Raw genomic sequence first — 13,111 nt, 5'->3', positions numbered from 1 at the left:
CATATGTTAATGCAAATCAAATCCGTTCAAAAAGTTACCTTGATGTTGGCTGTCTGCCTGCACCTGGTAATTGCTGCGGTTGCATTTACAGGAATTGTGGATGAAAAAGCCAAGAACAGCAAGTTCACTTTGAACAGTCTGAATAAATATTCTAAAAAAGGGCTTTCCTTATCTGCCATCAAATCCAATCTTAATTACAAAGGCTTAACACTTTCAAATAACAGCAGTAGTTTAATGAATGCGAATTCAGAAACAAATAGTCTGTTGCAATACAATAACGGGAACACTACTTATATCTATCCTTATAAGATTAAAGTGAAAGTACCTAAATTCAAAGTGCCTGAAAATCGCAACTAGTTTATTGATTCAATAAACGATACCCCGTTGTTGGAATATCAAATCTCCCCCCTGGCACTGGATTCAGATTAACATTGGTAGCAGTATAAATTATTTTCTGGGTATATCCGTCTCTTGCTTCATACTCTAGAACAAAACCAGGTATATCCTTGAATTGATATTCAAATTCTTTTACTGAGGGAACAATATTGGAGGCATAAAAAACAGAGAATGTACTGCCGTCTTTTAATTGTATAATGGCTTTTTTGCAATCATAACCCAGAATAGCTTTACGCTCCTCTGTGTATTGAATAGTTGCATCAGCAAACTTATCATTCTGTTGAATCCATTGTGACGCATTCATCTTGGTCAAAAATTTGTTCGCCCCTATTTCCCTAAGTATGGCCGCTTCACCTGAAGCCTTGTTGTAAATTAATGACTGAGAAAAAGAAGGACTAATAAGATCGGAGCGACTATGATTGCCTTTAATATACACTGTCTTAACACTCTGCTTCAATAATGCTAGCGCATCTTTATCAAAGGCAGATTCGTTATTTACTGTAATAGCGTAGGTAACTGTACATTCAGCCACTACACGGGTTTGTGAAAATGCGCTACTTACTACACCAAAATACACAAGAATCAATAAGTAGCGCATAGTATTATTTTTTATTAGTCTTATTTTTCAGCTCCTGTAATTTCTTCTGACTTTCTACCATCTGTTCATAGCGTTCCTGCCATTTACTTTTAGATTTAGGCGCTTTTCTTTTGGCTTCAATCTTTGCAAGAATTTTATCGTGATCAATAATGTAATTCTGAATCACAAATTGCAATAGCAGAGTTATTACGTTTGACACAGTATAATACCAAGTTAAGGCAGAAGGCAGACTGTTAAAAATAAACAGCAACATAAAAGGGAAAATGTATGGCATGTACTTCAATGCAGGATTATCCTGTGTAGGAGTCATGCTCATATTATAAATAGAAATCAGGAAGCTGGTTAGCACGGCTGTTATGGTAAATAAACTTACATGATTACCAAAAGCAGGAATACTAAAAGGGAGAGATGCAATTGAATCATAACTGGATAAATCTGCACTCCATAAGAAAGACTGACCTCTAAGTGCTATCTGAGAATTAAAGAAACTATACAAAGCAAAGAAGATTGGAATCTGCAATAAAGCTGGAATACATCCTCCCAAAGGATTTACACCTGCTTCTCTGAATAACTTCATTTGCTCCATAGCAAAACCTTGCTGATCATCACCCATTTTCTTTTTCAATACATCCAACTCAGGACGCAATGCCTTCATTTTAGCACCGCTCAAATAACTACTGTAAGTTAAAGGAGCAGTTACCAGACGGATAAATAAAGTAAGTAAGAAAATTACCCAGCCGTAATTCTTTACAAAAGAGGCAAAGAAATCAAATACGGGCATGATAATGTATTTGTTGATAGGTCTTACAAATGAATACATATCACGACCAAGATTAATAATCTTATCCATTTCAGGAGCCTGTTTGGAAAGAATATCATATTCGTTTGGTCCTACATAAAAATGAAATGGAATTTCAACTGTTGCAGCAGCGGGTACTTTTACTTGCAATGAACTTGTTGTATTAGCAAGATTCTTGGATGAATCTGTGGCTCTTGCCCACTTAATACTTCCTGAGTTAAATGAATTGTCTGCAATCAATGTACTATTGAAAAACTGCTGAACTACCGATACCCATTGAGCTGGCTTTTCAAATGTATGATCTGTATTGGATGAGATATAATCAAATTCATTGTCCTCGGAAAAACAAATATTGGAAACCTGGCGCTCGTACTGTGAGGTACGCTCCATTTGCTCTGTTGCCACTGTCCAGTTCAAATTCAGTTGCTGGTTGGTTAATAATTGTGCCGCTCCGTTCATTCCCAGTTTCCAGCCAATTTTATAACTGTTGGGAGAAAGGGTGAATGTATGCAAAACAGATTGACCATTTACAGAAGCAAGCTTAAACTGCAGCGTTTGTGATCCATCTGAATTCTTTACAATTTCACCTGGGGTAAAGTACAAATTCTCTATACCAGCAGATTGAGCAGGTGCAGTATTAATGGCATAGGCAAGTATGCTTTTATTAGACAATACAACTGGCTGATGCTGGGCATCTTTGTATTGCTTCAGCACAACTGATTTTATTTGTGCTCCCTTATTGGTTAAATTAACTTTTACAACTTCATTCTCTAGTGTAATCACTGTTTCCTGACCAATAGCAGCATCTGTAAAATTACCTGCACTGGCAACTCTTACAGCAGAATCTCTTTTAAGGGAATCCACTTTAATTGCTACTGTATCCAACATCTTCATACGGGCTGCTGCAACCTTTGCCAAAGAGTCCTCTTCTCTCTTTTTCATTTCAATGATGGCATTCTGCTGCTGACTGGTATACCAGAAATACAAAAACATCAGAATACCCAGCAATACAAACCCAATGACCGTATTTTTATCCGTCTTCATACAAACTTTTATTGAGCGGCAAAGGTAACGTTTGCCTAACAAAAAATGTCTTTTCTTTGTATTCTCAACCTGCCAACCACAACCAACCCCAAAAACCTGTGCCTGCCATAACCTTAAATGAAAGTTATGCAGGAAAATTACATCCCGAACAATCGGGAAAAAATGCTTTGGTGGCTTAGCACAGCCGAAACCGAATTGGTTAAAAATGCAGTGGTAGACCGCAACAGACATGCCATTATTGGCATGCTCATGCTTAGTACCTGGTGTTTCGCTACATTGGCCTGGACCTATTTTTTCAGCACTGTTGTGCCCGAATTATGGAAAGCTGCCCTATTGGGAATATTTATGGGAGGCATCATTTTATGTATTGACCGGGCACTAATAAAAGGAATTGGAATTATAACCCGTAAAATATGGCTGACTTTGGCGTTTAGGGCATTACTTGCTGTTACAATTGGGTTATTCATGGCCCAACCAGCATTGCTGTTTTTATTTCAGAAAGAAGTAAAAATGCAAGCTTCACTTGATAACGAAACAAGAAAAAATGAGAAGCAAAAAGCAATTGAGCTTAGACTAAAAACAGAAAGGGAGAGACTGATCAAACAGAGACAGGAAATTCGGTCCGAACTAACTGTATTGTACCGGGATATGACAGCAAATCAAACTGCCTTCATTCAGGAAACCGACGGAACCGGGGGATCAGGAAAGCTAGGGTTAAAAGCGATTGCAATGGCCAAAAAAGAAAGGGCCGAGAAAGCAGAAAAAGCTTATCAAATTGCCGTCGACAGGCTTTCCCCTGTGCAAGAGCAGATCGACAGTAGTTTGCAGGCTATAGAGCAAAAAAAACAATATGAACTCTTACGTTTTGATAGCTTGCTCAATAATGGATTTATCACTCAAATTGAAGCCCTGAATCACTTGATAGAAAACAATACGGCTGTTGCCTATCGGTATTATTTACTGGTCGCCTTGCTCTTACTGATAGAACTCATGCCAGTGATAGCAAAACTCCTATTGCCAACGGGAACGTATCAGGTATATGCAAAAAAGATAGAGGAACAGGAAATAGCAGCCATTCAATCAACTTAATCGTAACGCATTAAAGCGTAATTGCTAATATTTTTTACGGCCATGGCATCAACCACCTGGATTACTTTTTTGTAATCCACTTCCTTGGCAACTGCAATACAAAACAATTGACGATTAATGATAGAGGCATTTTTCTGGAGAAAAGCATTTAGGGAATCATAGGGTACGGAAATTTCGGATGAATTTAGATTGATGATTACCTTTTCACTTAATAAAATAGCACTATGCATTAATTCTTCATCACCCGCCAGTGGTTGGCTTTCTACAGGAGAAATAATGGGAATAAAACTTAAGCTGGAAGTTGCCTCCAAGTTTCCCTGCATCTGAAAAGCAACAACAGGAAAAAGTAAAATAAAAATAATCAGTGATTTTTTCATTTCAGGACGTATTGGAAATTCAACAGGAGCAATTTCCAACATTGACCATTCCCAAAATGACAAACTTCACCAACCCCCCTTTTTATTTCATGAAACAGGCATATTCTCCCATTAAAAGACTTAAATAACTGCGTCCTTCTTACTTCCTGAATTTAAAGTACTTCTTTGTTCGTTGTATTTTTTTGCTGCATCAATAAATCCTACGAACAATGGCGCAGGTCTTTCAACTGTGCTCTTTAACTCAGGATGATATTGTACACCAATAAAGAAAGGATGATCAGGGAGCTCTATAATTTCCACCAATCCAGTTGCAGGGTTCTTGCCGCTGGTTCTCATGCCAGCTTCCTGGTACTGGGTCAAATATTCATTATTAAATTCATAGCGGTGTCTGTGCCTTTCCGTAAATTCAGTAGTACCATAAATTTTATGTGCAAGTGAACCCTCTTCTACTACACATGGATATGCCCCCAAACGCATGGTTCCTCCCATCATGGTAATTTTCTTTTGTTCTTCCATCATATTAATAACCGGATGTTCGGCATGCCCATCCATTTCAACAGAATGTGCATTTTTTAATCCCAGTACATTTCTTCCAAATTCAATTACTGCCATCTGCATTCCTAAACAAATACCAAAGAATGGCAGGCCTTTTTCCCTTGCATATTTTACTGCAATTATTTTTCCTTCAATACCTCTATTGCCAAATCCCGGAGCAACGAGTAAACCATCTAGTCCTAATAATTTTTCCGCTACATTTTCGTCAGTAATAAATTCAGAATGCACATTTACCACTTGAACTTTTACTTCGTTAATAGCACCGGCATGTACAAAACTTTCAAGAATGGATTTATAGGCATCCTGCAGTTCAATATACTTCCCAATCAACCCAATTGTTACTTTACTCTTAGGGTACTTTAATTTGTCAAGAAACTCTTTCCAGTTATTCAGATTGGGTTCTCCAAACTTGGTAATATTTAGTTTCTTCAGACAAATCAAATCGAGTTTCTCTCTTAACATATGCAAAGGCACTTCATATATAGTGCTTGCGTCCATAGCTTCAATAACAGCTTCCTGCTTTACATTACAGAATAGGGCTATTTTACGCTTGATATCATTGTTAAGGGGCTCTTCTGTTCTGCATACAATGATGTCCGGATGTACGCCTGTTTCACTGAGCATTTTTACACTGTGTTGTGTAGGCTTTGTTTTCAGTTCTTTTGCAGCTTTCAAATAAGGAATCAGCGTAAGGTGCACCACCATGACATCTTCTTCTGGTAATTCCCACTGTAATTGTCTTACCGCTTCAATGAAAGGTAAGCTTTCTATATCCCCCACTGTTCCACCAATCTCTGTTAATACAATATCATACTCATTGTTCTGCCCTAGTAAGAGCATTCTGTGCTTAATCTCGTCTGTAATATGTGGAACAACCTGTACGGTTTTTCCAAGAAATTCCCCAGCACGTTCTTTATTAATAACTGTCTGATAAATTCTACCTGTTGTAACATTATTCGCCTGAGAAGTAAAAATATTCAGAAATCTTTCATAGTGCCCAAGATCCAAATCGGTTTCTGCCCCGTCTTCTGTTACATAGCACTCTCCGTGTTCGTAGGGGTTTAATGTACCCGGATCTACGTTGATATACGGATCAAACTTCTGTATAGTAACACGTAGCCCTCTGGCCTGTAATAGCTTTGCCAACGAGGCGGCAATAATTCCTTTACCTAAACTGCTGGTTACGCCACCAGTTACAAAAATATACTTGGCCATAAAATGACTATTTTACTGCATTAAATGAAATAACAACCTTGGACCTGGAAAATGAACTGAAATAGTTCGGAGGTCGTACAAAGTTAGCTTTATTAAATGAATAGAAAAAATAGGCCGGGCAATTTCAACCAAACTGACGAAAAACTGTTAGTGAAAAGTGAACAACTGTTCTAAATTAAAACGATCAAATATGAAACATTTACAATTATTTGCTTTATCGGTTGTAGCGCTCATAGCTATTCAGGGCTTCCGATACAAAGAAACGAAAAAGCAAATCCGCGCTGCAGAAGACTATCTGGCCTGCTACAGCGATGTAAGGGATCAGTTCAAGGCAGAAGCCATGACACCTGAATTTGCTGCAATGCACGAAAATCCATTGCCTTTTCACCTGACCAATGCTACAGGAGAAACCATCAAATTTGAAGCAACCGACGGCGTTCAGGCTTCTGGCTATTTCATCAAAAGCAAGAAAAAAACCAACAACTGGATTTTCGTAATTCAGGAATGGTGGGGATTAAACGACCAGATTAAGCAGGAAGCTGAAAAGTTGTCCGCAGAACTGGGTAATGTAAATGTGTTGGCATTGGATATGTATGATGGAAAAGTAGCTGCAACAGCGGACAGTGCTATGAAATTGATGAGAGCCGCAACTACACCCAGACTAGAAGCCATTGTAAAAGGGGCATTAAATTATGCAGGCCCTAAAGCAAAAATATTTACTATTGGGTGGTGCTTCGGAGGAATGTGGAGCTTGCAAAGCAGCATTCTGGCTGGCAAACAGGCTGCCGGTACAGTAATGTACTATGGTCGTCCTGAAAACAATATTGAAAAGCTAAAGACTTTGCAATCAGAAGTGATTGGATTCTTTGGTAACCAGGACAGAAGTCCTTCACCTGAAGTGGTAAATACATTTGAAAAAGATATGGCTGCTGCCGGCAAAAAAATTACCATCCACCGCTATGAAGCCAACCATGGATTTGCCAATCCAAGCAACCCATCTTTCAATAAGGAAGCCACAGAAGATGCGCACAAGAAAACCATTGAATTCCTGAAAGCAAGATTATAATCCAGTAATGAATGGCTAATACAATTTGACACTTGCCAATGCTGTAATTGTCATAGAAAAACAAAACCCGGCTTCATCAGCCGGGTTTTGTTTTAATACCATGTATTCAATTTAATAAATTGTTTTTGTTCTTAAATAATTCCTCACATAGTCCAATACACCTGCTTCCAGAGAATAAAATGGTTTTTCATAACCAGCCGATTTTAATTTCTGCATATCCGCTTCAGTAAAATACTGATACTTGTCTCGAATATCTTCTGGCATATCAATAAATTCAATTTTCGGTTCAAGGTCCATACCTGCAAAAGTTGCTTTCACCAGATCAGTAAAAGTTCTTGCCTGTCCCGTACCAAGATTATAGAGGCCGTTATTCGAAGCCTGCCATTGTTTATCAGACATCATTTGTGCCATCCAGGCAATTACCCCAATCACATCTTTTACGTAAATAAAGTCACGTAATTGTTCTCCATCTTTATAGGCGGGGTGATGACTTTTAAAAAGCTTTACCAAACCCGCTGATTGTATTTGATTAAAGGAATGCCAGATTACTGAAGCCATTCTATGCTTATGTGCTTCGTTGGGACCGTAAACATTAAAAAATTTAAGTCCTGTCCAGTTAGGCGGTTGCGCTGTTTGCTGTAAGGCCCACTTATCAAATTCATTCTTGCTGATTCCGTACGGATTTAAAGGTTCCAGCTTCTCTACCAGCGCATGATCATCTTTGTATCCATTTTCTCCATTACCATAGGTTGCTGCACTGGAAGCATAAATTAATGGGATATGCTTATCAACACAATATTGCCAAATTTGCTTTGAATATTCAAGATTCAATGTTTCATGAACCGCGTAATCAAATTCTGTTGTATCTGTTCTTGCCCCTAAATGGATAATAATATCAATGACCGGCTTATGTTCATCTAGCCACTCAAACAATCCTGTTCTTTCAATAATAACCAGGAACTTTTTTTGCTCCCAGTTTTTTCTTTTTTCCTCTACTCCAAAATCGTCTGCCAGATATAACTGTTCAAACCCAAGATCGTTCAAATGCTGAACCATACAACTGCCAATAAATCCTGCAGCACCTGTTACCAATATGGATAGCTTATTATCCATTATCCCTGTATCATTTTCTCAATTGCCGTATCATATTTCTCTTTCCAGCTATTGATAGAGCCCCAGTTGCTTCCGTTAACAATAACTTCATTATCTGTTACAGCACCCAAAGTTGTTACAGGTATATTGTTTTCATTGGCCAATGCAGTAAAGGCAGCTAGCTTTTCTGCAGATAAAGAAAGAACAACACGTCCCTGAGCTTCTCCGAACCAATAGGCATCTTTACGAATAGTAACAACAGGACTTACATCAAAACCTTTGTCTCCTGCAAATCCGCTTTCAAGTAAAGTAATCATCAATCCCCCTTCACTAATATCATGTGCACTCTTCACCATTTTCGTTTTAATGCAATTGGCAAGGAATTGCTGCATCATATACTCTTCATCCAAATTAAAGTAAGGAGCCGGAGAGTGGCTGACACTTTTCAACTTATGTAAATATTCACTGGATGCAATATCATTTTGCTGATTACCAATCAGTACAATTACATCGCCAGCTTCTTTAAAATGCATAGTCATTTTTTGGGCTATATCATCCAGCACGCCTACCATACCAATGGTTGGAGTTGGATAAACAGGACCATCCGGATTCTGGTTGTAGAAACTTACATTACCACCTGTAACAGGTGTATTGAATTTCTTACAGGCTTCACCCATCCCGGTTACCGCATGAACAAACTGATAATACACTTCAGGATCATAAGGGTTACCAAAATTGAGACAGTTGGTAACACCAATCGGCTCTCCACCACTGCAAACAATATTTCTGGCAGCTTCCGCAACAGCAATCATACCTCCAATTTTGGGGTTGGCAAAAACATATTTGCTGTTGCAATCAACTGTTACAGCCAAAGCTTTACCTGTTCCTTTTGCCAGTACTACAGCAGCATCACTTGGATCGTTTGTACTTGTATTAGCAGCACCTACCATGCTGTCATATTGGGTATATACCCATCTTTTACTGGCAATATTGGGTAGGCTGATTAAGGCCTCTGCAGTTGCTTTAATGTCTTCCGTATCTGATACCGTGCTAAGGTCAAAAGAATTGATTTTAGCAAAGTAGGCTGGTTCTTTGTACGCTCTAGTGTACTGAGGTGCCCCTCCGCCCAATACCAATTCATATGCGGGAATGCTAGCTTCCAAAACCCCATTCATATGAAAGTTCAGCATACCGTCGTCCGTAACATAACCGATTGTACTAGCACTTAAATCCCATTTTTCAAAAACAGCAACCACTTCCGCTTCACGTCCCTTCTCTACTACCATCAGCATACGCTCCTGGCTTTCACTCAACAACAATTCCCAGGCTTTCATATTTTGCTGACGGGTAGGTACTTTCTCCAGATCAATATGCATGCCCACATTGCCTTTGGCACTCATTTCAGCGGTAGAACAAATAATCCCGGCCGCTCCCATATCCTGCATACCAACAACAGCACCGGTTTCCAATACTTCCAAACAAGCTTCCAGTAATTTTTTCTCTTGGAATGGATCTCCTACCTGAACAGCAGGAAGCTCCTGAACAGAATCATGCGTAATATCGGCGCTGGCAAAGCTCGCTCCTCCAATCCCATCCTTCCCAGTGGCACTACCCACATAAATTACTGGATTCCCAGTCCCCTTTGCGGTAGCACTCACCATTTTATTGGCTTGCATAATACCCACACTCATGGCATTCACCAGCGGATTGGTATGGTAGCAATCTTCAAAATAAACTTCTCCCCCCACAGTAGGAACACCAAAACAGTTCCCGTAATGGCCAATCCCTTTAACAACGCCAGCTAGTAAATGCTGTGTCTTTTTATCTTTCAGATTACCAAAACGCAAGCTGTTTAGTGAAGCAATAGGTCGTGCTCCCATGGTGAAAATATCGCGCTGAATACCCCCCACCCCTGTGGCCGCCCCCTGAAAGGGCTCAATAGCACTTGGGTGATTGTGGCTTTCAATTTTAAAGACCACGCCAAACCCGTTCCCCATGTCCATCAAACCGGCGTTTTCTTCCCCAGCTGCCACAAGCATTCTACCTCCTTCTCTGGGCAAGGTTTTTAACCACTTTATGGAATTTTTATAACTACAATGTTCACTCCACATTCCACTAAAAGCACAGAGTTCAGTGAAATTTGGGGTACGACCCAATTTTTGTTTAATTAACTCAAATTCTTCTTCGGTCAGCCTTAGTTGCTGGGCAGTTTTTACTGTAATTTCCATAATGCTGCGAAGGTACAAAACCAAGGCTTAGTCTCCGAATGAAGTTTTCCCAAAAAAATACATACAAATTAGTTGGTATTTAATACGTTTTAAGCCCTTTGGCACGTTATTAGGGTGTTGATTCTTGTGATATACAGTAATTTTATACTAAAATCTAGTGTTATGAACCGCCCTATTCTCTCATTTGTCTTAGCGTTGTTATTTATTGCCGGCGCCCGACAGGTTCAGGCACAAAATTATACGTACCTGGGCACCTACACTTCCAGCGGAAAACCCAATTATTTGGTAACCCCCAGAGATAGTATCAGTCCATTCTTCAGAACACTTATTGACATTACTTTACCCGAGTACAGACCTGTGCCTGTTTACAATCCTTTGTTAATTGCACAAGAAAGAGTAAAAACAATTGGGACAAATTGCCCATCTGATATTTGGATTACTTTCATTGATGAAGGGGCCTCTTATCTGAACGCGCTTGGGTATTATACCTTTCCAAAAGGAAATCCACCTGCCACAGCCCCAAAAAATCAGGATATCAAAATCATTTTCCCCAATGCTTCTAAAAATGGCTTTGGCGGATCTCTTGTAGCAGGTGACAAAGTGTACCTGGGCAATTTTCCAGCAAACACTGAAATAGGTTTTGTGTTAATATCCAATGGCTGGGATGGCAATTCTGTAAAACAGGGCAATTGGAAAGTCTATTCCAATCCTGCATTTAATCCTGAAAACAATGATTCATTAAAACAGCATACAGTAATTGTCCGAGATACATTAACGAACAGATTGGTAATAGGTTTTGAAGATATTCTAAGAGACCGGAGCGATTGTGACCAGGATTTTAATGACTTGTTATTTTATGCAACTGTAACTCCAATACTTTGCACAGAAAAACTAGACTCTATTCCAATTTTCACCGAAGACGGTGGTGTATCTTTTTCAGGTAATACAGGTGGATTGGAAAGTAAGGGTCTGGGTAATAAAATTGCCAAAAGAACTTTATCTAAACTAAAGCAAGGCATCAATGGTCCTGTTGATTATGCACGCATGGAAAAACTGGATTTATCTACCAACCAGATTCGTAGCATGTCAACAAACAGACCATTGGGTTTAGCGGATATCATGCCAGACAGAATTCCAGAAGGCGCTTACACAGCTTATGTAAGTACCCCTTCAGATATCCCTGGTATAACCAATGCAGTAGAAGTAAGAGCTATTGATTTTACTGAAAACGACACATGCAAAGCGGTTGCTTTTGCTACAAAAACATTGGGTGATGTGTATGACCACACCAAACCGATTTGTGACCGCCTTAAAGGTGCGGTATTATTAAATATGGATCAGTTTAAACTCCGTAACCTGGTTTTCACCCGTTATGAGTTAAAACAGGAAAATGGCAACATTGAATACTCAATGAGTTTTTCAATTGGCAAAAAAGCTGGCAGAAATAGTTTTTCTTTTCAAAGCAATTGGTTAAATGCTGATTTCGTTGGCGAAGACACTATGTACAATTATCAGGTATGGGGCGTGGCTCCTTATTTATGCATAGACATGGCATTGAATGTATTGGATAAGCTTGAAAAAATCATGCCGGTAAAAGCGCTTATTACTACGCCAAATCCTTTACCGAATACCTATATAAGATTTGGTAACAGAGATGGACTAAAAGTGAACTTACTAGTTGAAAACGAAACCACTTTCACCAATGCCTATTTTGAAGTAGCCGAAAAGTACAATGAACTTTCTCAGATAGAAACCAAAAGAATCATACCATTTACCTTAAATCCTAATGGAAAAACCAATGTATCATTTCCTATGAATGATACACATGAAAGCCTTATTTCCATGTACATCAATGGTAAACTACAGGATGTGGTTTACATGAGTGACGGAAGCTGGGACCTGGACTTTGATTCAAGCAAAACAGTAATTGAAACATATAGTATCACGAATGATACTGCACGTAATTTTGCAGATACTTATCCTGTATTTAGAGATATTCAGTTTAAAGCAAAGACAGATAGCTACGTTAGTGCCTATAAGTTACTCAGAGGTGCAGCAGCACAACAAGACTTAACAAGCTATAAGACCATGAGCTTTAAAGCCAAGGGTGAAGGCACTGCTTTAAAAATCACACTGGTAAAATATTCCATTAAGAACTTTGCAGAACAGTTCAGCTATTCAATGCCGCTAAATAAGGAGTTAACCGATTACACTATTAATCTGGATGAATTCACAGGCATAGATCCATTGGAGAAAATTCATGCAAACGATGTAACAACTGTTGTTTTTTCATTTGAAAATAAAACAGGATTAACAACAACGATTGATGGTGCTGTGGCAGATATATTCTTTTCCAAGAAATCAAAAGAATATGTTGACAATATAAAACAGCAAAAAATCCATGTATTCCCCAACCCTGCAACAGGCGGCAGGTTCAGTGCCACTTTCAGATCAGACACAGAATCATTGTACACACTTAGAATTTTCAATACATCATCCGGGAAAACGATTTACAGCAAAGTAGTACAGTCAATAAAAGGAGACAATGTTGTTCCGGTACTCTTGAACAATAAACCAGCTGCAGGAATCTATACAATTAGTATTGAAAAATCCGGAATGAGATATGGAAGCAATCAGATAATTCTGAATTAA

At 38.9% G+C, this 13,111-nt stretch carries 10 protein-coding genes; 4 read left to right on the top strand and 6 right to left on the bottom strand.

What is annotated here, in order from left to right; all coding sequences use genetic code 11:
- Positions 1-3: 3 nt before the first annotated feature.
- Positions 4-357 carry a hypothetical protein gene (locus TEGAF0_RS00385; protein ID WP_264899145.1) on the top strand — a complete coding sequence of 118 codons (354 nt, stop codon included), beginning with the start codon at positions 4-6 and terminating at the stop codon, positions 355-357.
- A gap of 1 nt (position 358) precedes the next feature.
- On the opposite strand, the gene TEGAF0_RS00380 is transcribed toward TEGAF0_RS00385, so the two are convergent.
- A complete protein-coding gene (locus TEGAF0_RS00380; protein ID WP_264899143.1) occupies positions 359-994 on the bottom strand; it encodes a hypothetical protein in 636 nt (211 codons plus the stop codon).
- A 4-nt stretch (positions 995-998) separates the two neighbouring features.
- The gene (gene yidC / locus TEGAF0_RS00375) at positions 999-2,837 is read right to left on the bottom strand and encodes a membrane protein insertase YidC (protein ID WP_264899141.1); all 1,839 of its coding nucleotides are present in this window, start codon (positions 2,835-2,837) and stop codon (positions 999-1,001) included.
- Between the two features lie 126 nt (positions 2,838-2,963).
- Here yidC and TEGAF0_RS00370 point away from each other — a divergent pair, with 126 nt between their 5' ends.
- Entirely contained in the window at positions 2,964-3,926 is a 963-nt protein-coding gene (locus TEGAF0_RS00370; protein WP_264899139.1) for a DUF4407 domain-containing protein, read from the top strand.
- Here the strand turns inward: TEGAF0_RS00370 and TEGAF0_RS00365 are convergent.
- On the bottom strand, positions 3,923-4,303 hold the full coding sequence (locus TEGAF0_RS00365) for a hypothetical protein (protein WP_264899138.1): 381 nt from the start codon (positions 4,301-4,303) through the stop codon (positions 3,923-3,925). The genes TEGAF0_RS00370 and TEGAF0_RS00365 overlap by 4 nt on opposite strands.
- Before the next feature lie 120 nt (positions 4,304-4,423).
- Positions 4,424-6,073, bottom strand: coding sequence for a CTP synthase (locus TEGAF0_RS00360; protein WP_264899137.1), 1,650 nt, complete (start codon positions 6,071-6,073; stop codon positions 4,424-4,426).
- Positions 6,074-6,263: 190 nt separating this feature from the next.
- Between TEGAF0_RS00360 and TEGAF0_RS00355 the strand changes: the two genes are divergently transcribed.
- A complete protein-coding gene (locus TEGAF0_RS00355; RefSeq protein ID WP_264899136.1) occupies positions 6,264-7,139 on the top strand; it encodes a dienelactone hydrolase family protein in 876 nt (291 codons plus the stop codon).
- A gap of 111 nt (positions 7,140-7,250) precedes the next feature.
- On the opposite strand, the gene rfaD is transcribed toward TEGAF0_RS00355, so the two are convergent.
- A complete protein-coding gene (gene rfaD, locus TEGAF0_RS00350) occupies positions 7,251-8,252 on the bottom strand; it encodes an ADP-glyceromanno-heptose 6-epimerase (RefSeq protein ID WP_264899134.1) in 1,002 nt (333 codons plus the stop codon).
- The gene (purL, locus tag TEGAF0_RS00345; protein WP_264899132.1) at positions 8,252-10,459 is read right to left on the bottom strand and encodes a phosphoribosylformylglycinamidine synthase subunit PurL; all 2,208 of its coding nucleotides are present in this window, start codon (positions 10,457-10,459) and stop codon (positions 8,252-8,254) included. The genes rfaD and purL overlap by 1 nt, the downstream gene beginning before the upstream one ends.
- Positions 10,460-10,621: 162 nt before the next feature.
- On the opposite strand from purL, the gene TEGAF0_RS00340 reads away from it, so the two are divergent.
- Positions 10,622-13,111, top strand: a complete 2,490-nt coding sequence (locus TEGAF0_RS00340) for a DUF4114 domain-containing protein (protein WP_264899130.1) — start codon at positions 10,622-10,624, stop codon at positions 13,109-13,111.

Source organism: Sediminibacterium sp. TEGAF015 (genome assembly GCF_025997995.1).
GTDB lineage: Bacteria > Bacteroidota > Bacteroidia > Chitinophagales > Chitinophagaceae > Sediminibacterium.
Note: the sequence above shows the minus strand (reverse complement) of the source record. Positions and strands in the feature narration are given on the sequence as shown.